Source organism: Streptomyces sp. Mut1 (assembly GCF_030719295.1).
Taxonomy (GTDB): Bacteria; Actinomycetota; Actinomycetes; order Streptomycetales; family Streptomycetaceae; genus Streptomyces; species Streptomyces castrisilvae.
On the sequence record NZ_CP120997.1, the window covers coordinates 3,711,156 to 3,732,903 of the forward strand.

Genomic DNA, 21,748 nt, shown 5'->3' on the forward strand with positions numbered 1-21,748 from the left:
CCTCTAGGACCTGTCGGCGTCCGCCCACCTGATCACGCATCGTTCGTGCCCGACGAAGCGCACCCCTCGCCTCCCTTTGCTGACGGTCACGCTGTCGATGGCAAGCTTGAGCCGTTCGCGCCTACCGGGCACGTCACCGCTGCTCCACGCTTCGCGCAGTAGCCCCCCGTCGAGCAGGGGGCTGATGTCCACGGCCGGCATGGGGAGCTTTCGCAGATCACCGCGCAAGCCGTCGATACGCCCTTGAAGCCGCCCTGCCAGCCGGTTGTACCGATCGACAGCACCCGGCCCACTGAACTCGCCGCGCACGTAGCGGGCTTCCTCTAGATCCGCGAGCCTGGTTTCCTCGTCACTGATCTCCGCTTCCATGGCGTCCCGCTTGGCGAAGACTTCCGGGTCCTCTCGCTTGACCCATCGGTCGGCAATGGCCGCCAGCAACGGATCTTCCGGCTCAAGCGCGGGCAACCGGCTCAGGAACGCTCCAGCGACCCATGCATCGAGGGCTTCCACCCGCGCTGAAACTCCTACGCAGCCCCGCCCCATGCGATTGTTACTGCAAACGTAAGAGGTACCGGCCCGACTCATGCGGGCCCCGCACAGACCACAGTGCGCAATACCGACGAGCAGGTTGTTGCCTTGTTTTTGCCCGCGCCGCTTGCCGGCGTCGGCGAAGGTGCGCGATTCGAGCTGACGGGTAATCAGCTCCCGCTCCCCGACTGTGATGATCCCTTCGCCGATGCTCACAGTGTCCAGCGTTTCAGGGTCGCGGTACGGCACAACCCTACTGCTGTACTTCCGCGTCCCGTCCGCCGATTCCTTGTATTCGGTCTGCGGCATAAGGCCGGCAAACGCAGGGGCGCGCAGCAACTGCATAACACTGGATGAGTTCCAGACACCACCGCGTGGCGACTCGATGCCATGCTCGTTCAGGAACCGGGCGACGTGGACAAGCGCCTTCCCGCTGAGCGCTTCATCCGCGATCAAACGGGCGTACGTAGCCGTCTCAGGGTCGTGGGTCAGCTTCTTCGTGCTGGGGTCCACCTTGAGCCCGTAAGGAGGCTGCCCCCCGATCCACTGTCCGCGTTGCCGCAGATACCGCTTCGCACTGCTGACCCGAACACCAAGGTTCCGTGACTCGTTTCGCGCAAGCTCAGCGAGCAGGGCGATAGTCACCCGTGCGCTGTCGTTGTTCGTGTCGAGCCCGTCCATGACGCTGACGAGCCGCCCGCCGACGCGGCCGATGTCGTCCAGCGCCTTACCGACTTCGCCGATGCCCTTCCTGCTGAGCCGGTCGAGCTTCCAGACCACGAGCACGCCGACAATGCCAGACGTGACAGCGGTCAGTGCGGCGTCGAACCCCTTGCGGGCGACGGTCTTGTATCCGGAGCGTCCCCGGTCGATGTGGACCTTGCGAACGGTGATGCCGTTCCGTTCGCACCAGGCACGGCAGTCGGCCTCTTGCCGGTCGATCGCTGTCTTGCCTTCCCGGTCCAGCGACAAGCGAAGATACAGATCAGCGATGGTGTGGTGATGCACGTGTTCACCCTATCTGGAGTTCCCTCAATGGGTCAGGACATCCAGAAATCCAAAATCACAATGCGAAATCCAAAATCACAATGCGTCCTCGCAGGTCAGCGAGGGTGTACTGCCGGTCGCCTGTATTGAGCCAGCCGCCCTTGCCGATGAGTTCGGGGGCCCTGACGCGCGCACGTGTTGCCATGTGAACAGTCAACATCACCGTGGCGTGCCCGCATTCCACAGGCCCCTCGGGGAACCTGTGGGACATGAGACTTCTCGTACGTGAGCGGATTTTCGGCATCGGCGACGACTACTGGATCGAGGACGCGGACGGCCACAAGGTCTTCCTGGTCGACGGCAAGGCCATGCGGCTGCGCGACACCTTCGAGCTGAAGGACGCGCAGGGCCGCGTCGTCGTGGAGATCCGCCAGAAGCTGATCAGCCTGCGCGACACGATGCTGATCGAGCGGGACGGCGAGCACCTCGCCAAGATCAAGCGGAAGCGGCTGTCGCTGCTGCGCAACCACTACCGCGTGACCCTGAAGGACGGCACCGAGCTCGACGTCAGCGGCAAGATCCTGGACCGCGAGTTCGCGGTGGACTACGAGGGGGAGCTGCTGGCCCAGATCTCCCGTCGCTGGCTGACCGTCCGCGACACCTACGGGATCGACATCGTGCGGGAGGACGCCGACCCGGCGCTGCTGATCGCGGTGGCGGTGTGCGTGATCGTGCTCGCGGAGAAGGAGCACGACGACTGAGCGCGCGGGGCAGTCACGCCTGAAGGGCCGCTGTTTCACGTGAAACAGCGGCCCTTCAGGTCTGCTGGATCCTCGGCGCGGCCAGTCCCAGGCGCCGGTCCTTGAGGGCCGGGAACTGCTCCCGGGTCGCGGCGACCTTGGCCGGGTCGAACTCCACGGTCAGCACCTCCTCGTCCGCGCCCGCCTCGGCGAGCACCTCGCCCCAGGGGTCGACGACGACGCTGTGCCCGGCCTGCTGGACGCCGGCGTGGGTGCCGGCGGAGCCGACGGCCAGGACGTACGCCTGGTTCTCGACGGCGCGGGCGCGGGCGAGCAGGCTCCAGTGGGCGCGGCGGCGCTCCGGCCAGCCGGCCGCGACGACCAGGGTCTCGGCGCCCGCGTCGACCAGACCCCGGAACATCTCGGGGAAGCGGAGGTCGTAGCAGGTGGCGAGGCCGAGGGTGGTCCGTGGAAGGGCGACGGTCACCAGGTCCTCGCCGGCGCCCATCATGACCGCCTCGCCCTGATCAAATCCGAAGCGGTGGATCTTGCGGTAGGCGGCGGCCCGTTCGCCCTCGGGCGTGAAGACGAGCGTGGTGTTGTAGAGGACGCCGTCATCGGCCCGCTCCACGAAGGAACCGGCGTGCAGCCAGACCCCGGCGCCGGCGGCCGCCTCGGCCATGACCGTGTGCGTCGGGCCCGTCAGGGGTTCTGCCTGGTCCTCGAACGACGTGTAGGCGAACGCCCCCACCGGCCACAGCTCGGGAAGCACCACCAGATCCGCGCCCCGCTGCGCCGCGACCAGGGAGGCGGCGCGTTCCCGGCGGGAATCGACGGGTTCGTCCGGGTCTACTGCGATCTGGATGAGGGAGGCGCGCACACTACCACCGTCCTGGCATTCGAGTTGTCAACACGGGCCTACGATCGTCACACGAAAGCACTGCCGGGGTGCCTGCTCGCAGCGTAACTTAGCCACCAAGGCTCATCGCCGCTCACAGCCCGCAGCCCGACCGTCCGCGCCCAGTTCTCCAGCCCATGCACCGCAGAACCGCACGAGGGGTCCCGTGACCGTCCATCCCAGCCTCCAGACCTACGCCGACGCCTGGACCCATTCCATCGAGTCGATAGCCGAGCTGGTGAGCCCGCTCACCGAGGCGGAGTGGAACGGCCGTACTCCCTGCCCCAACTGGTCGGTGCGCGACATCGTCTCGCACATCATCGGTATGGAGTGCGAGCAGCTCGGCGACCCGCGTCCGATCCACACCCTGCCGCGCGACCTCTTCCACGTGCAGAGCGACTTCGCCCGCTACATGGAGATGCAGGTCGACGTCAGGCGCCACCACACCGCGCCGGAGATGACCTCCGAGCTGGAGTACACGATCATTCGCCGGTCCCGGCAGCTGCGCAACGAGTCCCGTGACCCGGAGACCATGACGCGGGCCCCGCTGGGGGCCGAGCAGACCCTGGAAACGGCGCTGCGCATGCGTGCGTTCGACGTCTGGGTGCACGAGCAGGACCTGCGCACGACGCTGGGCAAGCCCGGCAACCTGGACTCCCCCGGTGCCGCCATCACCCGGGACTCCCTGCTGATGGGGCTGCCGAAGGTGGTGGCCGCGAGCGCCGGCGCTCCGCCCAACTCGGCGGTGGTGCTGGACGTGCACGGTCCGGTGGAGTTCCTGCGCACGGTACGGGTCGACGCCGAGGGCCGCGGTTCGGTGGACGGCTCCCCGTCGCTCGGCCCGGCCGCGACGCTGTCGATGGACTGGGAGACGTACGTCCGGCTGGCCTGCGGGCGGGTACGGCCGAACGCGGTCGCGGACCGGATCAAGACCGAGGGCGACCAGGACCTGGCCGACGCCATCCTCCAGCACTTCGCGGTCACCCCGTAGCACGAAGCCGTACCCGGCAACAGCGGCGCCCGCCCCCGCGGAGGGGGACGGGCGCGCCGCCGTGTCCGGGGTGATCCGGGCGGGTCAGGCAGGGACGTGCACGGCCTCCACGCGGCTGATCACGTGGTGCTCCCGCTCCCGGTGCGCGGCCTTGAGGCGCAGCCGCAGGATCTGGGCGACCCCCAGCGCCTCCAGGACGAAGACCGAGGCGAACGCGACGCGGTAGTTGTCGCCGGTCGCGTCCAGTAGTACGCCGACGGCCAGCAGCGTGGTCATCGAGGCGACGAAGCCGCCCATGTTGACGATGCCGGACGCGGTGCCCTGGCGCTCGGGCGGGTTGGCCGGGCGGGAGAAGTCGAAGCCGATCATCGAGGCGGGCCCGCAGGCGCCGAGCACCACGCACAACACGACCAGCAGCCACATCGGCGCGTGGTGCCCCGGGTGGAAGATGACCGACGCCCACAGCGTGGCCGTCGTGCCGACCGTGCCCAGCGCGAGGGGGACGCGGGCCGCGTGGTGACGGGCGATGACCTGCCCGTAGACGAGCCCGACCGCCATGTTGGAGAGCACCACCAGGGTCAGCAGCTCTCCGGCGGTCCCCCGGCTCAGCCCCTGGTCCTCGACCAGGAACGGCATGCCCCACAGCAGCAGGAACACCATGGCCGGGAACTGCGTCGTGAAGTGCACCCACATCCCGAGCCGGGTGCCGGGCTCCCGCCAGGCGGCGGCGATCTGCTTGCGTACGTACGCCCCGCCCGCGTGCTGGACCGGCGGCGGCTCGTGGCCCTCGGGGTGGTCCTTCAGGAAGAGCAGGAGCAGCACCAGCACCACGACCCCGGCCAGCGAGCTGCCGACGAAGGTGGTGGTCCAGCCGAAGCCGTGCAGGGCGCGGGCGATGACCAGCGTCGAGACGAGGTTGCCCGCCATGCCGAAGAGGGCGGCGACCTGCCCGATCATGGGGCCGCGCCGGGCGGGGAACCAGCGCGTGCCCAACCGCAGCACGCTGATGAACGTCATCGCGTCGCCGCAGCCCAGCAGCGCGCGCGAGGCGAGCGCGGTGCCGTACGAGGGGGAGAGCGCGAAGCCGAGCTGGCCGAGCGTGAACAGGACGGCCCCGAGCGCGAGGACCTTCTTGGTGCCGAGCCGGTCGACCATCAGGCCGACGGGTATCTGCATGCCCGCGTAGACCAGGAGCTGGAGGATGGAGAAGGTGGAGAGCGCCGAGGCGTTGACGTCGAACCGGTCGGCGGCGTCGAGCCCGGCGACGCCGAGGCTGGTGCGGAAGATGATGGCGACGAAGTAGACGGCGACGCCGATGCCCCAGACCCGGGCGGCACGCCGGCCGCCGGGCGGGTCGCCGGGCACGGGCAGGGTGGGCGCGGCGGCGGAACTCACCGGTCCTCACCCCTGACCAGCACCTTGACCCGGCTGACGTGGCGGCGCACGACCTGTGCGGCGCCTTCCGCGTCACCGGCCCTGATCGCCTCCAGCAGCTCGCTGTGCTCCGCGATGTTGGCGGCGATCCTGCCGGGGTGGGCCTCCATGACGGCGACGCCCATCCGCAACTGGCGGTCGCGCAGCTGGTCGTAGAGGCGGGACAGGATCTCGTTGCCCGCGTGGCGGACGATCTCGGCGTGGAAGCAGCGGTCCTTCACGGAGACGGCGGCCAGATCACCGGCCTCGGAGAGCTGCCGCTGCTCCTCCAGGAGCCCTTCCAGACGGCTGATGAGCTGGGCGGAGGCGGGCACGGCCTTGCGCGCGGCGAATTCCTCGACGAGCAGCCGGGTCTCCACCACGTCCGCGATCTCCTGGGCCGAGACGGCGAGGACCAGGGCGCCCTTCTTGGGGTAGAGCTTGATCAGCCCCTCGACCTCCAGCCGCAGCAGCGCCTCGCGCACCGGGGTGCGCGAGACCCCCACGGCCTCCGCGAGACTGCCTTCGGTCAGCAGCGTGCCGCCTTCGTAACGGCGGTCCAGGACCGCGTCCTTGACGTGCGTGTAGACGCGCTCGGCGGCCGGGGGCCGCTTCACGGGCGGGCGTGCGGGGGCGGGGGACGTGGAGGGTGCGGGGGCAGGCATGCACACAGCATAGATACAACATGCACGCAACCGTCCGCCCGTCCACGATGTGAGCCGGCGCGGGGGTGGGGATCGGGACCGCCAGGGGACCGCCCAGGGGCCCGCGCGAGCAGGGGTCCGGGACCGCTCAGGGGCCCGCGCGGAGCCGGGAGCAGGTACGACCCCGGGAGCCGGCGCGGACCGAGCCGCCCCGGCCGGGCGACCCCCGGGCGCCCGCCGCTACGCGGGCGGCGTGTCGTCCCCCACCAGTCGGAGCACGGGGCGCTGGGGCGCGAACTCGCCCAGTCCGAGCGCCGCCTCGCGCCAGTGCGCGGCCAGTTCGAGCAGGCGCTCGTCGTCCTGCTGGTAGGCGGGCAGCGGCACATCCGGCACGGTCCGCCACAGGATCGTCGCGGCGAACCGCACCGCGTGCAGGGCGGCCGTCGTATGCGCCTCGACCCCGTCATCCCCCAGCTGCCGCAGCGCCTCCAGGCGCTCGGCGACGGCGAGAAGCTCGCCGTACGCCCTGACGGACTCCTGCGCACGCACGACATCGTCCACGGTTACCTCCGGCCTCTGGGGCGCTCGGCGCACCTGTCGCTGCGGTGCGTCGGGCCGGCTCGCCGATCCCCGTGCCGGACCTCCCGCACAGGGCCTCGGATGTGAGGCCGATGGTAGCCCCTGGCCACCGAGCCCGATCGCCGCTCGGCCGCCACGGCCCTGCTCGCGGCGTCCGGATGTCGTAAAAAATCACCCCGTCGTGGGCCACAACCAAGGAGTGCGGTCATCCGTCTTACCAGCGCAGCGGCACCCTCATGTGGCCGCATTCCAGGGGCATTTGGAGCGTTTAAGTTGAAACTCGGCATTAAGGGCATAAGGCGCGCTTCCGCGACCGCCACGGTCGCCCTCACGGCGGGCGCCCTCCTCGCGGGCGGCGCGTTCGCCTCCACCGCACAGGCCGCCACGCCGAAGGCGCCCTCGATCGTCGCCAAGGGCGGCTTCGTGATGAACAACGGCACCGGAAAGACCCTGTTCACCAAGGCCGCGGACACCCGTCGCTCCACCGGTTCCACCACGAAGATCATGACCGCCCGTGTGGTGCTGGCCCAGAAGGGCCTGAACCTGGACTCCAAGGTCACGATCCAGAAGGCGTACAGCGACTACATCGTCTCCAAGGGCGCGTCCTCGGCCCGTCTGATCGTCGGCGACAAGGTCACCGTCCGTCAGCTGCTGTACGGCCTGATGCTGCCCTCGGGCTGCGACGCGGCGTACGCCCTGGCCGACAAGTTCGGCTCCGGCAAGACGCGCGCGGCGCGGGTGAAGTCGTTCATCGGCAAGATGAACAGCACCGCGAAGACGCTCGGCCTGAAGAACACGCACTTCGACTCGTTCGACGGCATAGGGAACGGGTCCAACTACTCGACCCCGCGCGACCTGACGAAGCTCGCGAGCAGTGCGATGAAGTACTCCACGTTCCGCACGGTCGTGAAGACCAAGTCGACGAAGCAGAAGGTCACGACGAAGAGCGGCGGCTACCGCTACATGTCGTGGGCGAACACGAACAAGCTGCTCGGCTCGTACAGCGGCACGATCGGCGTGAAGACGGGTTCGGGCCCGGCGGCCAAGTACTGCCTGGTCTTCGCCGCGACCCGCAAGGGCAAGACGGTGATCGGTACGGTCCTGACCTCGTCGTCCGAGGCGAACCGCACGGCGGACGCGAAGAAGCTGATGGACTACGGCTTCAAGAAGTAGGCCGACAAGCCAGGCCGTACGAAGAACGGGCCCCGCACGCGACGGCGTGCGGGGCCCGTTCGGTCCCGAAGCCGCCCCGCCCTTCCCGTCCGTCGTTCCCCCACACCCCAGTCCTCTTCGCAGTCCTGGCGATCACCACGACCTCCTCGGCCGGGCGCGTCGGAGGCAGGGGAAAAACCGGTGGAACAGCCCCGCGGCCCCCGGCTACCTTGCTGCCGGGCCGGCCATCCGTGGCATGCGGGCCCGCCGCCCCCGCCGTCCATGAAAGGGCGTCCGTTGTACATCGCGTGAGACCTCCCCACTGCTGATCTGTCGCGCGTCGCGCCTGTTGTGCGCCGCGCTGCTTCCCGCTGCGGATTTCTCACACTGAAACCGGTGTACTCCTGTGCTCATCCATTGGGCCGTCATGCCCACACGCCTGCCCGTCGTCCTGCGCCGCTGCCACACGTGCGCGTCCGGAAGCTTCCGCGCGAACGGCAAATTCCGCGTCAACGCCCACCACAAGCTGCTCGACGCCTGGCTCCTCGCGCTCTGCACGGGGTGCGGGGACACCACGAGGCTCACGGTCCTGGAGCGGGCGCACGTCCGCTCCGTACGGCCTGAGCTGCTGGACCGTATGCACGCCAACGATCCGGCCCTGGCGGCCGAGCTGCTTCAGGACCCGGTCGTGCGGCGGCGCAACCGCGTGGCCCTCGACTGGACCGGCGCCTGGCGCCTGGACACCCGGGGCCAGGACCACTCGGACCGCGAGGTGATCGACGTATCGGTCACCTTCGGGGCGCGGATACCGGTACGGCCGCTGCGCCTGATCGCGGACGGCTGCGGCCTCTCCCGGGCGGAGACGGAACGCCTGCTGTCGGAGGGCAAACTCGTCTCCCCCGCCCGCCTGACCGGCAAACTCACGGGCGACTTCGGCTTCCTGCTGAAGCGGTGAGGGGCGGCCGGAGGCGGGGGGTGAACGGCGCGCCCGTCCCCGGCCGGCTCAGCGCTCAGTGCGCGGCGACCCGCACGACGAGCCCGATCGCGGCCGCCAGCAACTCCCGTTCCTCGTCGCTCAATTCCGCGTCGATGGCGCGGGCGAGCCAGTCGGCCCGCCGCTCCCGCTCCTCCTCCAGGAGCGCGCGCCCGGCGTCCGACAGCTCGACCAGGCTCTTGCGCCCGTCGGTCGGGTGAGCGCGGCGCGTGATGAGCCCCTGCTCCATGAGCAGCCCGACGGCACGCGCCATGGACTGCGGACGGACCCGCTGACCTGCGGCGAGTTCGCTGGTCGTCATGGCGCCGTTGCGGTCCAGCTCGCCGAGGACGGCCACCTGGCCGAGCGGCATCTGGTCCTCAAGCTTCACGCGGCGGGTGAGCTTGCCCATCGCTGTGCGCAGTTCGGCGGCGATGGAGGCGGATTCCGGGAGGGGCATACCGCACTTTATCCCGGGGCGGAAACGGAACAGCAGACTGCGCAGCAGAGCTGTTCAGCACAACTAAACAGCCTTACTGAACAGCATTGCTGTAGAGTTGTCCCGCCGGGTCCCGCGCCACCGTCGTCGCAGCCGGACCGCGGCACGCGACAACGGGAAGGACTCCCATGACCGCCATCACCTCAGTCACCGGCCGCCGCGTCCTCGACAGCAGGGGCAACCCCACCGTCGAGGTGGACGTGGAGCTGGCGGACGGCTCGCTCGGCCGGGCCGCGGTCCCCTCCGGCGCCTCCACCGGCGCCCGCGAGGCCGTCGAACTCCGCGACGGCGACCCGGCCCGCTGGCACGGCAAGGGCGTCGACCAGGCCGTTCACCACGTCAACACGGAGCTGACCGAAGCCGTCATCGGCCGGGAAGCGGAGGATCAGGCCGGGCTCGACGCCGCCCTCGTCGCCGCGGACGGCACCGCCACCAAGGCCAGGCTCGGCGCCAACGCGATCCTGGGCGTCTCCCTGGCGGCCGCCAAGGCCGCGGCGGCCGCGCATCGCCTGCCGCTGTACCGGTACCTGGGCGGGTCGGACGCCCGGCTGCTGCCCGTACCGATGATGAACATCGTCAACGGGGGCGCGCACGCGGACAATCCGCTGGACTTCCAGGAGTTCATGATCGCCCCGATCGGCGCCGAGACGTTCGCCGAGGCCGTCCGGATGGGCTCGGAGATCTTCCACACCCTGCGCCGTGACCTGCTCGCCGCCGGCCACTCCACGGGCGTCGGCGACGAGGGCGGCTTCGCGCCGGCCCTGCGTACCGCCGAGGAGGCGCTGGACTTCGTCGTGGCCGCCGTCGAACGCACGGGATACCGGCCGGGCACGGACATCGGCCTGGTCATGGACCCCGCGACGTCGGAGTTCTTCCACGACGGCGTCTACGACTACGCGGGCGAGGGCGTACGCCGCACCCCGGCCGAGCACGCGGACTACCTGGTCGGGCTGATCGACGCCTACCCCATCGTGTCGATCGAGGACGCGATGGCCGAGGACGACCTGAACGGCTGGCGCGAGCTGACCGCCCGCGTCAAAGACCGCTGCCAGCTCACCGGGGACGACGTGTTCTGCACGAACGACACGCTCCTGCGCGAGGGCATCGCCACCGGGGTCGCCAACTCCGTCCTCGTGAAGGTCAACCAGATCGGCACCCTGACGGAGGCGATGACCACGGTCGCCACGGCCCACCGCGCGGGCTACACGGTGGTCATGTCCCACCGCTCCGGCGAGACGGAGGACACCACGATCGCGGACCTGGCGGTGGCCACGGGCTGCGGCCAGATCAAGACGGGCTCACTGTCCCGCTCCGACCGCACCGCCAAGTACAACCAGCTGATCCGCATCGAGGAGGAGTTGGGCGCCGGCGCCCGGTACGCGGGGGCGGAGGCGCTGCGCCGCCGGTAGCCCCCGCCCGGCCCACTGAGCGCCTGCACCGCCTCGTGCCCGGCCGCCGCGAGGAGTGCGGCCAGCTACAGGGCGGGGGCAGGCGGCTCATCCCGTCGCGAAGCGTTGCCCCCGCCGTAATTACCTGACTAAGGTCAGAGAGTGGCAGCGGACCAGATCAAGCAAGTGCGACGCTTCAACCGGACGGTCGCGGAGCGCGTAGGCGTACTACAGGATCACTACCTGGACGGCACGCGCCCCTACGGGCAGGCGCGGCTGCTCTGGCAGATCGGGGACGGCGAGACGCATGACGTCCGGAGCGTACGGGCCCGGCTCGGGCTCGACTCCGGATACGCGAGCCGCCTCCTGCGCGCCCTGGAGCGCGACGGCCTCGTCACCGTGGAGACCCACGCCGAGGACCGGCGCGTGCGTACGGTGCGGCTGACCGAGGCCGGATGGCGGGAGCGGACCCAGCTCGACGCCCGTAGCGACGCGCTCGCCGCGTCCCTGCTCGACCCGCTCGACGCCAAGCAGCGGGACCGGCTCCTCGCGGCGATGGAGGAGGTCGAGCGGCTGCTGACCGCCTCCACGGTCTCCCTGGACGTCCTCGACCCGGACCACCCGGACGCGGTCCACTGCCTGCGCGGCTTCACCGACGAACTGGGTGCCCTCTTCGGCTTCGACCCCGCGAACAGCCTGCTCCCCGACCCGGGCGAACTCCGCACGCCACGCGGCCTCTTCCTCGTGGCCCGCCTGCACGGCGAACCGGTCGGCGCCGCCGGGCTCAAGCTCCCGGCCGACGCCCCGGCGGAGGTCAAGCGCCTGTGGGTCTCGCCCCGCGCCCGGGGTCTGGGCCTGGCCAAGCGGATCCTGACCACCCTCGAACAGCAGGCCGTCAGCCACGGCCGGGACCTGGTCCGGCTCGACACCAACAAGGCCCTGGCAGCCGCCATCCACCTCTACCGCACCAACGGCTACACCGAGATCCCGGCCTTCAACGACGAGCCGTACGCCCACCACTGGTTCGAGAAACGGCTGCCCGCCACGGCGTGAGGGGCAACGCCCCCGACGCGGCGGGCGCGACCGCCGGTACGGCACCGCCCCACCCCCTCACACGACGTCGAACTCGTTGCCCTCGGGGTCCTGCATGGCGGCGGCGTAGAGCCCCATGGCCGGCTCGTCCTTGATCCGCAGCACGGTCGCGCCCGCCGTCACCAGCCGTTCCACCGCACCGTCGACCCGCTGCGTGCGGACATCCAGCGGAACGTCACGGCCCCCGCCGACCTTCAGGTCGAAGTGCCACCGGTTCTTGGCGGCCTTCTGCTCCGGAACCTGCTGGAACCACACCCTCGGCCCACGCCCCGCCGGATCGATGATCGACTCCGGTACGTCCCCGGCCCCGGCCGGCAACTCCTCGTCGGGCACCCCCATCGCCGCCCAGTAGGCCCGCCACGTGGCATACCCGTCCGGCGCGGGCTCGGGCACATAGCCCAGTGCCTCGGCCCAGAAGGCCACCATCCGCTGCGGGTCGGCGCAGTCGATCGTCAGCTGCACGGTCATCTCCATGCGTGGAGCATTTCAGCCGGGTCTGACACAAGCGCCCTCCGCGGCAGGGCCCTGACGAAACACGGACGGAGCCGTCACGGCGACGCCCCGGGACGCAGCGCCATGGAAAATGAAGCGATGACGGGTGAAGCGAGCGCAATCGTTCTGAGCAGGCAGGACCTACGTGAGGTCACCGCGTTCGCCGCGATGTGCGCCGAAGCGGCGCTGGGGACGTTCGAGGCGGATCAGCCGGACGATTCACGGCCTCGCGACGCCGTCGAAACCGCGTGGGCGTTCGCCCGGGGCGGTGAACGAGGAAAGGCCCTGCGCGATACGGCGTCGGCGGCCCTCAAGGCGGCGAAGGGCACGAACACCGCGGCTGCCCATGAGGCGGCTTGGGCGGCGATGTCTGCGGCAGCCGCCGCGTATCTGCACCCCTTGGCCAAAGCCACCCAGGTCAAGCACATCCTCGGAGCCGGTGCGCATGCGGCCCGAGCAGCGGAACTCGTCGCCGAGGACGACCGGAGCGTGGGCGCCCGGCACCTTGAGCACGTGGTGCGACGCGCGACGCCGACCGCCGTCGACGTACTCAAACGCTTCCCGGCGGCGCCGGCGGGCGGCGGGCGCGTCGGCGAACTGATCCGCGCACTGGACACGGACCTGCGTGCGCTGACCTTTACGCGGTGACCCTTTGCGGGCGGGGCGGTGACCGCCCCTACGGCTGGAGCAGGATCCCCTGGAACGCGTCCCACGCGGTGGGGGCGACCACCAGTACACCACCGGCTGTCCGCTTGGAGTCCCGCACGGCGACCATGCCGGGGACGTTGCGCGCAACTTCGACGCACTCGCCGTTTCCACTGCTGTAGCTGGACTTGACGAACTCGAAGTGCGGCACGGCTACAACTCCTTGCGGATACGCCCCATCAGAGCGATGGAGTCGCGAGGAGCGAGTCCGTTTCTGGCGATACGACCGAACGTGACGTTGTGGCGCTCGGCGTCCGTCTCGCTCTCCAACCACAGCGTAGACGACGTGGTGTCCATGTAAACCACGTCCATCGCCCCTGGTTCAGCGAAGGATACGACGCTGAAAGCGCCCGTCATACCTGGGTGCGAGCCGGCGAGAAACGGAACAACTTGCACCGTGACATTTGGCTCGTTCGCTGCCTCTGACAGGCGCTCCAACTGTGCGCGCATCACATCGCGGCCACCGACCAGCTGACGAAGGGCTCCTTCCGAGACGATCGCCCACAAGGCAAGCGGGTTGCTGTCCGCCAGCCGTTCCTGACGGGCGATCTTGGCCTCGACAAAGCGCTCGATCTCCTCCGGGTCATCCCAGTCCGCGTTGCCGACGGCGAGCGCCCTGGCGTAGTCGGGTGTCTGGAGCAGCCCCGGTACGAAGGCGCCTTGCCAGGTTCTGATCTGCGTCGCGATGTCTTCGAGCGCGACGTACTCAACGAGCGATCGCAGCTCCGGGTACTGATTCCACCAGCCCTTCGCCTTGCGGCGCTCCCGGTCCAACCGGGCCACCTCCAGCAAGCGGTTGACGAGCTTCGCGTCAGCAAGGCCGTAGAACTCGCAGAGCGTACGGATGTCCGGGTCCCGCATCGGCACCCAACCTCGCTCCATCTTGACGATCTTCGAGTTGGTCGCACTGATCACCTGAGCAGCCTGCTGCTGGGTCTTGCCCGAGGCGTCCCGCAAACGCAGCAGCTCGCTACCGAGCCTGCGGCCCAGGACAGTTGACGACCGATTGCCTTGCTGAGTCGCTCGATTCACCGGCTCAGTCTCTCGCGCCAGGGGCTCGACCGTCGACCTCCCCTCACCCGTTGGGGACAATTGTCTCCGTTTCACTTGCCCCCAACGCTAGAGGGTCGCTACGTTCAGTACAGATCCGCTGGCGCAGCGCTAGCATCCGGCGGAAGTGCACCGCCCTGCCCACCCGCACCCCCACCCGCGCGCAGGCCCGGCACTGCCACCGCCGCCCACCGCCCACCGCACCCCACCACCCACCGCACCCGACCCCAGAAAGGCGCGCGACCATGACCGCAGCCCCCGAAGAGGCGCCCGTTCCCGAGACCCCGCTCCAGGAGGACCGGCTCGACTACACGCCCACCGCCCGCAGCGTCTCCCTCGCCCGCCGGCGCGCCGCGCGACTCGTCACCGCGTGGGGGCACCCGCGGCGGGCCGGAGAAGTCGCCCTCCTGGTCAGCGAGTTGGCCACCAACGCCCTGCTGCACGGCAGCCTGCGCGGGCGGCTCTTCCGGGTGCGTCTCACCCTCACCGCCGACGCGCTCCGTATCGAGGTCACCGATCCCCGGGGCGAGCGTCTGCCCGGGATCCGCTCGGCCGACAGCGATGAGTGCTACGGGCGCGGGCTGCTCATCGTGGACGCGATCGCCGACCGTTGGGGGGTTGAGCCGCGCACCATCGGGAAGACCGTGTTCGCCGAACTCGCCCTTCGGCACCCGGACATGCTGATCGTGCGCTCCGCACCGCACGCGGGGTGAGATCCGCGTCAGTCCTTGTCGGCGTCCGCGCGGTTGAGAGCCTGGGCGATCATGCGGACGGCGAACTCACGGTCGTCCGCGATGCGGTTGATCTGCTCCGCGAGGAGGAACGCGGTCGCTTCCAGAGGCGTCATCTCCGCCTCCGTCCAGTCCCCGTACTGCATGCGCCACAGGTTGGGGCTCAGTCCGGTGCCCGCGGCGACGACCATGCCGGCCATGGTGGGAATGACCTCGGGCGGAACGCTCCGCGGCATCCTGAGCATCGAGGCGACGAAGACGGGCACCACGTACTCGATGACGTCCTTGTCGTGCTCTTCGTGAGCCTTCCGCAGCCAGGTCATGAGCATGTAGATGATCGTGCACGTGCCGTCCAGCAGGTCATCGATTCCGCCGGGGCCCAGGGAGGCGACGTACTGCTTGAGCAGCTCCTGTTGTTCGGAATGGCTCTCGGATCTGTCCTCGTAGACGCTCTTGAGCCGGGAGTCGATCATCATGAGCGCCGCGTCCACGTCGCCGGCGGGAGCGTTCCGGGGGTCGCAATTCGAAGGCACGGCGGTTCCCCTCGGTCGACTGCGGTGAGTGATTCGGCGCGTCCGTACGGTAGTCAGTCTACGGGGCGGGGGTGTGCGCCCGCGCAGAATTCGCAGGAACCGCTTCACTCACGTACCGCACGCGCCCCCGCCTCCGGACATGCCGATGGGCCCGCGCAAGCACAGCGCGGGCCCACCTCACACACGTACCGCCAAGGCGCCTACGCCCAGGTGATCAGCCGCTTCGGCTGTTCCAGGATCGCGGCGATGTCCGCCAGGAACCTGGAGCCCAGCTCGCCGTCGATCAGACGGTGGTCGAACGACAGGGCCAGCGTCGTCACCTGACGCGGCTTCACCTTGCCCTTGTGGACCCAGGGCTGGAGCTTGATCGCGCCGACCGCGAGGATCGCGGACTCGCCCGGGTTGAGGATCGGCGTACCGGTGTCGACGCCGAAGACGCCCACGTTGGTGATGGTCACCGTGCCGTCCGCCATCGCGGCCGGGGACGTCTTGCCGTCCCGGGCCGTGGCGACCAGCTCACCCAGGGACGCGGCCAGTTCCGGGAGCGTCCGGTCGTGGGCGTCCTTGATGTTCGGGACGATCAGACCGCGCGGAGTCGCGGCGGCGATGCCCAGGTTGACGTAGTGCTTCTGGACGATCTCCTGGTTCGCCTCGTCCCAGACCGCGTTGACCCCGGGGTTCCGCTTGATCGCGACCAGGAGGGCCTTGGCGATGACGAGGAGCGGGTTGACCCGCACCCCCGCCATGTCCTTGTCCTCCTTCAGCTCCGCCACCAGCTTCATCGTGCGCGTCACATCGACGGTCACGAACTCGGTGACGTGCGGAGCGGTGAACGCGCTGCCGACCATCGCCTGGGCGATGGCCTTGCGCACGCCCTTGACCGGGATACGGGTCTCGCGGGCGCCGGCCGGGACCGGAGCCTCCACGGGCACCGCGGGCTCGGCGGACGGCTCCGGAACCGAAGGCGCCACCGGCGCCACCGGCTTCGCCGCCGCGTGCACGTCGTCGCGGGTGATGACACCGCCCTCGCCGGTCGGGGTGACCGTCGCCAGGTCGATGCCCAGGTCCTTCGCGAGCTTGCGGACCGGCGGCTTGGCCAGCGGGCGGGCCTCCGGGACCGGGGCGGCGGGGCCCCGGCCGTTCAGCTCGCCCTGGACCGCGGCGGGCGCGGCGGCCGGGGGTGCGGTCTCGGCGCCCTTGCGGGCCCGCCGCTTCGTGGAGGACTCGGCCACGCCGTAACCCACCAGGACCGGCTGGCGGCCCTTCGGCGCCTCCTCGGCCTCGGGTTCCGGAGCCGGCTCGGGCGTCGCGGCGGGGGCCTCGGGCGCGGAGCCCGGGGCCACGTCCACCGCGATGATCACCTGGCCCACATCGACCGTGGTGCCCTCGGGGAAGCGCAGCTCGTGGACGACCCCGTCGAACGGGATCGGCAGCTCCACGGCCGCCTTCGCCGTCTCGACCTCGCAGACGACCTGGCCGTCGGTGACGGTGTCGCCGGGCTGGACGAACCACTTGAGGATCTCGGCCTCGGTCAGTCCCTCGCCCACGTCGGGCATCTTGAACTCACGGAAGCGAGCAGCGTTGGAAGTGTCGGTCATCGTAGTCACGCCCCTGTCCTCAGTACGCCAGCGAGCGGTCGACGGCGTCGAGCACGCGGTCGAGGCCCGGCAGGTACTCGTCCTCCAGCCGCGCCGGCGGGTACGGGACGTGGTAGCCGCCGACCCTCAGCACGGGCGCCTCCAGGTGGTAGAAGCACCGCTCCGTGATGCGGGCGGCGATCTCGGCACCGGAGCCGTAGAAGACCGGCGCCTCGTGGACCACGACCAGGCGGCGGGTCTTCTCGACGGAGGTCTGGATGGTGTCGAAGTCGATGGGGGACATCGAGCGCAGGTCCACGACCTCGATCGACTTGCCCTCCTCCTGGGCGGCCGCGGCGGCCTCCAGGCAGACCTTCACCATCGGGCCGTACGCGGCGAGCGTGAGGTCCGTGCCGGTGCGGGCGACGGACGCGGCGTGCAGCCGGCCGGGGATGGAGTCGGTGTCGACCTCGCCCTTGTCCCAGTAGCGGCGCTTCGGCTCGAAGAAGATGACCGGGTCGTCGCTCTGGACGGCCTGCTGCATCATCCAGTACGCGTCCGATGCGTTGGACGGGGAGACCACCTTGAGGCCCGCGACGTGCGCGAACAGCGCCTCGGGCGACTCGCTGTGGTGCTCGACCGCGCCGATGCCGCCGCCGTAGGGGATGCGCACGACGACCGGGAGCTTGATCTTGCCGAGCGCGCGGGCGTGCATCTTCGCGAGCTGCGTGACGATCTGGTCGTAGGCGGGGAAGACGAAGCCGTCGAACTGGATCTCCACGACGGGCCGGTAGCCGCGCAGGGCCAGGCCGATCGCCGTGCCGACGATGCCGGACTCGGCGAGCGGGGTGTCGATGACCCGGTCCTCGCCGAAGTCCTTCTGGAGGCCGTCGGTGATCCGGAAGACCCCGCCCAGCTTGCCGACGTCCTCGCCCATGATGAGGACCTTGGGGTCGGTGTCGAGGGCCTTGCGCAGCGACTCGTTGAGCGCCTTCGCGATGGACATCTTTTCCACGGCCATGGCTACTTGCCCTCCTCGGCGAACGATGCCTGGTAGGCGGCGAACTCGGCGCGCTCCTCGTCCACGAGGGGGCTGCCGTCGGCGTAGGCGTGGTCGAACAGCGCCATCCGGTCCGGGTCGGGCATGGCCCGTACCGCCTCGCGGACCCGCTTGCCGAGGGTCTCGCTCTCCTCTTCGAGGGCGGTGAAGAACGCCTCGTCGGCCGCGCCCTCCTTCTCCAGGTACGTGCGCAGGCGCAGGATCGGGTCCTTCGCCTCCCAGGACGCGCGCTCCTCGTCGGCCCGGTACTTCGTCGGGTCGTCGGAGGTGGTGTGCGCGCCCATGCGGTACGTGAACGCCTCGACCAGGGTCGGGCCCTCGCCGCGCCGGGCCCGCTCCAGGGCGGAGCGGGTGACGGCCAGGCAGGCCAGGACGTCGTTGCCGTCGACCCGGACGCCCGGGAAGCCGAAGCCCTGGGCGCGCTGGTAGAGCGGGACGCGGGTCTGCTTCTCGGTGGGCTCGGAGATCGCCCACTGGTTGTTCTGGCAGAAGAAGACGACCGGGGCGTTGTACACCGCCGAGAAGGTGAACGCCTCCGCGACATCGCCCTGGCTGGAGGCGCCGTCACCGAAGTACGCGATCACGGCCGAGTCCGCGCCGTCCTTGGCCACGCCCATGGCGTAACCCGTGGCGTGCAGGGTCTGCGAGCCGATGACGATCGTGTACAGGTGGAAGTTGTTGGTGTTCGGGTCCCAGCCGCCGTGGTTCACACCGCGGAACATCCCGAGCAGATTGGTCGGGTCGACGCCCCGGCACCAGGCCACACCGTGCTCACGGTAGGTCGGGAAGACGTAGTCGTCGTCGTGCAGGGCCCGGCCGGAGCCGATCTGGGCGGCCTCCTGGCCCAGCAGGGAGGCCCACAGGCCCAGCTCGCCCTGGCGCTGGAGGGCGGTGGCCTCGGCGTCGAAGCGGCGGGTCAGGACCATGTCCCGGTACAGACCGCGCAGCTCTTCCGCGGTCAGGTCGATCGAGTAGTCCGGGTGCTCGACGCGCTCGCCCTCGGGCGTCAGCAGCTGTACGAGCTCGGGTGCGGAATCCTTCGCGGGCGTTTTCGCGGCGCTGGTCCGCTTGCTGCTGCGTCGCGGTTTACGCGCGGCAGTGCTCTCCACGGTCACGTGCGTGCTCCTCCGTCGGTCCGGCCCCCGGGGTCTGCCGGGAGACCAGTGCGGCTCGCCTGTGTCCGTACCCGTGCACGGGGTGGGTGCCGCTCGGTCCGGGAACAGGCGTGACAGGTGCCCCGGCGAGCGCCCTGTCCAAGGCACGTTACCCAGTGGGTCCCGTAACTGCGAAACCCTTCCTGACCTGCGTTTTTGCTTGGATATCCAAGTAAATCGAGGAATTCGGGAAGGCTCGCTGGTCACAGCACTGATCACAGCCTCGCAGGCCGCCGGAACAACGGCACGTTATCCCGCCCGACACCGGCAGGGAAGGGGGGAGTGTGTGAGACTGCGATTGTGAGCGTAGAAGGAAAAATCACCGTTTTTCTGCTCGATGACCACGAAGTGGTCCGCCGCGGAGTCCACGAACTGCTCTCGATGGAGGACGACATCGAGGTGGTCGGCGAGGCCGGTACGGCGGCCGACGCGCTGGTGCGGATTCCGGCGGTCCGCCCGGATGTGGCCGTGCTGGACGTACGGCTTCCGGACGGCAGCGGGGTGGAGGTCTGCCGCGAGATCCGCTCCCAGGACGACTCGATCAACTGCCTGATGCTGACCTCGTACGCCGATGACGAGGCGCTGTTCGACGCGATCATGGCGGGCGCCGCCGGATACGTCCTCAAGGCGATCCGCGGCAACGAGCTGCTGACGGCCGTACGGGACGTGGCGGCCGGGAAGTCGCTGCTGGACCCCGTCGCCACCGCCCGCGTCCTGGAGCGGCTGCGGGACGGCAAGAAGGGGCAGGGCGACGAGAAGCTCGCGAGCCTCACGGACCAGGAGCGCAAGATCCTCGACCTGATCGGCGAGGGGCTGACCAACCGGGTCATCGGCGAGCGGCTGCACCTCGCCGAGAAGACGATCAAGAACTACGTCTCCAGCCTGCTGTCCAAGCTGGGCATGGAGCGCCGCTCGCAGGCCGCCGCGTACGTCGCCCGGCTCCAGGCCGAGAAGCGCTGAGGCGGGAGGGGAAGGACTTTGGTCCCTGCCACCCCGGGGCCCCGGCCTCTTATTCCGACCACACAAGTGGCCGACAGTGGAGGGCATGTCCCTTGAGGAACTCCACGCGATCGACCTGCTCGGCCGGGTCCCCTACGGCCGGCTGGCGACCAGCATGCGGGCCCTCCCGTTCCTGACGGTGGCCCGGCACATCGTCATCGACGGCCGCGTCGTGCTGCGCATGCACAGCGGTCTCGGCTACCACGACGCCTGCGACGGCACGGTCGTGGCCTACGGGGCGGACAACTTCAACGCGGCCACCACCGCCGGCAGCGACGACCTGTGGTCCGTGCAGTTCACCGGTCCCGCACGGATCGTCGAGCCCACCCGCGCCCAGCGCGAGCGCTTCGGGCCCCTCCCCGTCGAGGTCAACGGCGAGCCGTTCGTACCGTCGTATCTCCGGCTCGAACCGCACTTCGTCACCGTGCACACTCTGGGCTTCGACGCAAGTCAGCAGATCCGCAACGCAGCGTGATCTAACATCTGACGCGTGTCGCGCTCATCTGTCGCCCTGCCGCCTGTTCCCCCGGTCGGTGAGGTGCTTCGCCGTTACCCGCACGCCGGTGAGCCGCTCACCTGTACCCCGCTGTCCCAGGGGCTGCTCAACCACGGTTACCGGGTGTCCACCACCCGGGGCTCGTACTTCCTCAAGCACCACCTGGACGACGCCACCCGGGACCGGGCCACCATCGTCCGCCAGCACCGCGCCACCCGGCGCCTCCAGTCACTCGGCGTGCCCGTCGCCCCGCCCATCGAGGCCGGTGACGGCGAGACCGTCACCGAGATCGCCGGCCGCTGCTACGCCCTGCACCCCTGGGTCGACGGCCTGCACCGCGGCGGCGCACAGCTCACCCTCGCCCAGTCGATGCGTCTCGGGACGCTCCTCGGAGCCGTACACACGGGTCTTGAGCAGGTCATGGGGGGCGAGCGGGGCGCGGACGCGGCTGCGGGTGGTGCCGGCGGGAGTCCGGCCGGGTACGCGAGTCCCGAGGCCGCCGACACCTTCGCGCTGATCGGCGATCTGCTGGCCGCCGCCCGCGGGAGCGGCACCCGGGACTCCTTCGACGAGTTGGCCGAGCACCGGCTGCGGGAGCGGCGCGTCCTGCTGGAACGGCACGCGGACCGCCGCCCGCCCGCCCCCGGCATCCCGGCGACCGGCTGGGTGCACGGCGACTTCCACCCGCTGAACGTGCTCTACCGGGGCGCCGACCCGGTGGCGATCCTCGACTGGGACCGGCTGGCCGTCCAGCCGCGCGCGGAGGAGGCGGTCCGGGCGGCGGCGATCTTCTTCGTCCAGCCCGCCGGCGCGCTGGACCTGGCGAAGGTGCGGGTCTACGCGCGGGCCTACCGGCGGGCGGCCGGGGCCGACGCGTCGGAACTGGCCGCGGCCGTGCACCGGGTGTGGTGGGAGCGGCTCAACGACTTCTGGATACTCCGCTGGCGCTACTGCCTCAACGACCGGAGGGCCGACCCGCAGTTTCCCGCGGTGTCGGCCCTGGCGGTCTGGTGGACCCGGGAGTACGAGGCGGTGCGCGCGGCCTTCACGGAGTGAGGGCCGCGCGG

General features: G+C 70.1%; 24 protein-coding genes. 11 read left to right on the forward strand and 13 right to left on the reverse strand.

Annotation, left to right across the window (positions count from 1 at the left end; all coding sequences use genetic code 11):
- Positions 1–3 precede the first annotated feature (3 nt).
- On the reverse strand, positions 4–1,536 hold the full coding sequence (locus P8A18_RS15975) for a recombinase family protein (RefSeq protein ID WP_306055325.1): 1,533 nt from the start codon (positions 1,534–1,536) through the stop codon (positions 4–6).
- A gap of 248 nt (positions 1,537–1,784) precedes the next feature.
- Between P8A18_RS15975 and P8A18_RS15980 the strand changes: the two genes are divergently transcribed.
- Positions 1,785–2,276: an LURP-one-related/scramblase family protein gene (locus P8A18_RS15980; protein ID WP_306055328.1), complete on the forward strand. Its 492-nt coding sequence runs from the start codon at positions 1,785–1,787 to the stop codon at positions 2,274–2,276.
- A gap of 55 nt (positions 2,277–2,331) precedes the next feature.
- On the opposite strand, the gene P8A18_RS15985 is transcribed toward P8A18_RS15980, so the two are convergent.
- Complete coding sequence (locus P8A18_RS15985) at positions 2,332–3,135, reverse strand: carbon-nitrogen family hydrolase (RefSeq protein WP_306055329.1); 804 nt, start codon at positions 3,133–3,135, stop codon at positions 2,332–2,334.
- A gap of 184 nt (positions 3,136–3,319) precedes the next feature.
- Here P8A18_RS15985 and P8A18_RS15990 point away from each other — a divergent pair, with 184 nt between their 5' ends.
- A complete protein-coding gene (locus tag P8A18_RS15990; RefSeq protein ID WP_306055330.1) occupies positions 3,320–4,144 on the forward strand; it encodes a maleylpyruvate isomerase family mycothiol-dependent enzyme in 825 nt (274 codons plus the stop codon).
- A gap of 84 nt (positions 4,145–4,228) precedes the next feature.
- On the opposite strand, the gene P8A18_RS15995 is transcribed toward P8A18_RS15990, so the two are convergent.
- From P8A18_RS15995 to P8A18_RS16005, 3 genes are all read right to left on the reverse strand, one after another.
- A complete protein-coding gene (locus P8A18_RS15995) occupies positions 4,229–5,539 on the reverse strand; it encodes an MFS transporter (protein ID WP_306055331.1) in 1,311 nt (436 codons plus the stop codon).
- Positions 5,536–6,222, reverse strand: coding sequence for a GntR family transcriptional regulator (locus P8A18_RS16000; RefSeq protein WP_026250017.1), 687 nt, complete (start codon positions 6,220–6,222; stop codon positions 5,536–5,538). Before P8A18_RS16000 ends, P8A18_RS15995 begins: the two co-directional genes overlap by 4 nt.
- A gap of 219 nt (positions 6,223–6,441) precedes the next feature.
- Positions 6,442–6,762, reverse strand: a complete 321-nt coding sequence (locus P8A18_RS16005) for a hypothetical protein (protein WP_306055333.1) — start codon at positions 6,760–6,762, stop codon at positions 6,442–6,444.
- 291 nt (positions 6,763–7,053) lie between these two features.
- Between P8A18_RS16005 and P8A18_RS16010 the strand changes: the two genes are divergently transcribed.
- Both P8A18_RS16010 and P8A18_RS16015 read left to right on the forward strand, forming a co-directional pair.
- Positions 7,054–7,953 (forward strand): D-alanyl-D-alanine carboxypeptidase family protein, encoded by a 900-nt coding sequence (locus P8A18_RS16010; RefSeq protein WP_306055334.1) that lies wholly within the window; start codon positions 7,054–7,056, stop codon positions 7,951–7,953.
- Between the two features lie 385 nt (positions 7,954–8,338).
- Entirely contained in the window at positions 8,339–8,887 is a 549-nt protein-coding gene (locus tag P8A18_RS16015) for a DUF1062 domain-containing protein (RefSeq protein WP_306055335.1), read from the forward strand.
- A gap of 55 nt (positions 8,888–8,942) precedes the next feature.
- Here the strand turns inward: P8A18_RS16015 and P8A18_RS16020 are convergent, their stop codons facing one another.
- A complete protein-coding gene (locus P8A18_RS16020; RefSeq protein WP_018553806.1) occupies positions 8,943–9,365 on the reverse strand; it encodes a MarR family winged helix-turn-helix transcriptional regulator in 423 nt (140 codons plus the stop codon).
- A 167-nt stretch (positions 9,366–9,532) separates the two neighbouring features.
- Here P8A18_RS16020 and eno point away from each other — a divergent pair, with 167 nt between their 5' ends.
- Both eno and P8A18_RS16030 read left to right on the forward strand, forming a co-directional pair.
- Positions 9,533–10,813 carry a phosphopyruvate hydratase gene (gene eno, locus P8A18_RS16025; protein WP_306055336.1) on the forward strand — a complete coding sequence of 427 codons (1,281 nt, stop codon included), beginning with the start codon at positions 9,533–9,535 and terminating at the stop codon, positions 10,811–10,813.
- Positions 10,814–10,954: 141 nt separating this feature from the next.
- On the forward strand, positions 10,955–11,845 hold the full coding sequence (locus P8A18_RS16030) for a bifunctional helix-turn-helix transcriptional regulator/GNAT family N-acetyltransferase (RefSeq protein WP_306055337.1): 891 nt from the start codon (positions 10,955–10,957) through the stop codon (positions 11,843–11,845).
- 57 nt (positions 11,846–11,902) lie between these two features.
- On the opposite strand, the gene P8A18_RS16035 is transcribed toward P8A18_RS16030, so the two are convergent.
- Entirely contained in the window at positions 11,903–12,358 is a 456-nt protein-coding gene (locus P8A18_RS16035; RefSeq protein WP_306055338.1) for a VOC family protein, read from the reverse strand.
- Between the two features lie 102 nt (positions 12,359–12,460).
- Here P8A18_RS16035 and P8A18_RS16040 point away from each other — a divergent pair, with 102 nt between their 5' ends.
- Entirely contained in the window at positions 12,461–13,024 is a 564-nt protein-coding gene (locus tag P8A18_RS16040) for a putative immunity protein (protein ID WP_306055340.1), read from the forward strand.
- A 28-nt stretch (positions 13,025–13,052) separates the two neighbouring features.
- On the opposite strand, the gene P8A18_RS16045 is transcribed toward P8A18_RS16040, so the two are convergent.
- Both P8A18_RS16045 and P8A18_RS16050 read right to left on the reverse strand, forming a co-directional pair.
- A complete protein-coding gene (locus P8A18_RS16045; protein ID WP_306055342.1) occupies positions 13,053–13,232 on the reverse strand; it encodes a DUF397 domain-containing protein in 180 nt (59 codons plus the stop codon).
- 2 nt (positions 13,233–13,234) lie between these two features.
- Positions 13,235–14,113: a helix-turn-helix domain-containing protein gene (locus P8A18_RS16050; RefSeq protein ID WP_306055344.1), complete on the reverse strand. Its 879-nt coding sequence runs from the start codon at positions 14,111–14,113 to the stop codon at positions 13,235–13,237.
- 263 nt (positions 14,114–14,376) lie between these two features.
- On the opposite strand from P8A18_RS16050, the gene P8A18_RS16055 reads away from it, so the two are divergent.
- The gene (locus P8A18_RS16055; RefSeq protein ID WP_306055346.1) at positions 14,377–14,844 is read left to right on the forward strand and encodes an ATP-binding protein; all 468 of its coding nucleotides are present in this window, start codon (positions 14,377–14,379) and stop codon (positions 14,842–14,844) included.
- An 8-nt stretch (positions 14,845–14,852) separates the two neighbouring features.
- Here P8A18_RS16055 and P8A18_RS16060 read toward each other — a convergent pair whose 3' ends face one another.
- The 4 genes from P8A18_RS16060 to pdhA all read right to left on the reverse strand — a co-directional run bounded on the left by P8A18_RS16060 (position 14,853) and on the right by pdhA (position 19,147).
- Positions 14,853–15,395, reverse strand: a complete 543-nt coding sequence (locus P8A18_RS16060) for a hypothetical protein (protein WP_306055348.1) — start codon at positions 15,393–15,395, stop codon at positions 14,853–14,855.
- 200 nt (positions 15,396–15,595) lie between these two features.
- The gene (locus P8A18_RS16065) at positions 15,596–17,002 is read right to left on the reverse strand and encodes a dihydrolipoamide acetyltransferase family protein (RefSeq protein ID WP_306055350.1); all 1,407 of its coding nucleotides are present in this window, start codon (positions 17,000–17,002) and stop codon (positions 15,596–15,598) included.
- A gap of 10 nt (positions 17,003–17,012) precedes the next feature.
- Positions 17,013–17,993, reverse strand: coding sequence for an alpha-ketoacid dehydrogenase subunit beta (locus P8A18_RS16070; protein WP_018553816.1), 981 nt, complete (start codon positions 17,991–17,993; stop codon positions 17,013–17,015).
- Positions 17,994–17,995: 2 nt separating this feature from the next.
- Complete coding sequence (gene pdhA / locus P8A18_RS16075) at positions 17,996–19,147, reverse strand: pyruvate dehydrogenase (acetyl-transferring) E1 component subunit alpha (RefSeq protein ID WP_018553817.1); 1,152 nt, start codon at positions 19,145–19,147, stop codon at positions 17,996–17,998.
- A 339-nt stretch (positions 19,148–19,486) separates the two neighbouring features.
- Between pdhA and P8A18_RS16080 the strand changes: the two genes are divergently transcribed.
- The 3 genes from P8A18_RS16080 (at position 19,487) to P8A18_RS16090 (ending at position 21,737) form a co-directional block, all read left to right on the forward strand.
- Complete coding sequence (locus tag P8A18_RS16080; protein ID WP_086023936.1) at positions 19,487–20,146, forward strand: response regulator; 660 nt, start codon at positions 19,487–19,489, stop codon at positions 20,144–20,146.
- Positions 20,147–20,231: 85 nt separating this feature from the next.
- The gene (locus P8A18_RS16085) at positions 20,232–20,660 is read left to right on the forward strand and encodes a pyridoxamine 5'-phosphate oxidase family protein (protein WP_306055353.1); all 429 of its coding nucleotides are present in this window, start codon (positions 20,232–20,234) and stop codon (positions 20,658–20,660) included.
- A gap of 63 nt (positions 20,661–20,723) precedes the next feature.
- Positions 20,724–21,737, forward strand: a complete 1,014-nt coding sequence (locus tag P8A18_RS16090) for a phosphotransferase (RefSeq protein ID WP_306060938.1) — start codon at positions 20,724–20,726, stop codon at positions 21,735–21,737.
- The last annotated feature ends 11 nt before the right edge of the window (positions 21,738–21,748 follow it).

Coding starts and splice junctions, on each gene's coding strand:
- P8A18_RS15980 (WP_306055328.1), top strand. CDS start 1,785: ATGAGACTTCTCGTACGTGAGCGGATTTTCGGCATCGGCGACGACTAC.
- P8A18_RS16000 (WP_026250017.1), bottom strand. CDS start 6,222: ATGCCTGCCCCCGCACCCTCCACGTCCCCCGCCCCCGCACGCCCGCCC.
- P8A18_RS16020 (WP_018553806.1), bottom strand. CDS start 9,365: ATGCCCCTCCCGGAATCCGCCTCCATCGCCGCCGAACTGCGCACAGCG.
- eno (WP_306055336.1), top strand. CDS start 9,533: ATGACCGCCATCACCTCAGTCACCGGCCGCCGCGTCCTCGACAGCAGG.
- P8A18_RS16035 (WP_306055338.1), bottom strand. CDS start 12,358: ATGGAGATGACCGTGCAGCTGACGATCGACTGCGCCGACCCGCAGCGG.
- P8A18_RS16040 (WP_306055340.1), top strand. CDS start 12,461: ATGGAAAATGAAGCGATGACGGGTGAAGCGAGCGCAATCGTTCTGAGC.
- P8A18_RS16055 (WP_306055346.1), top strand. CDS start 14,377: ATGACCGCAGCCCCCGAAGAGGCGCCCGTTCCCGAGACCCCGCTCCAG.
- P8A18_RS16070 (WP_018553816.1), bottom strand. CDS start 17,993: ATGGCCGTGGAAAAGATGTCCATCGCGAAGGCGCTCAACGAGTCGCTG.
- P8A18_RS16085 (WP_306055353.1), top strand. CDS start 20,232: ATGTCCCTTGAGGAACTCCACGCGATCGACCTGCTCGGCCGGGTCCCC.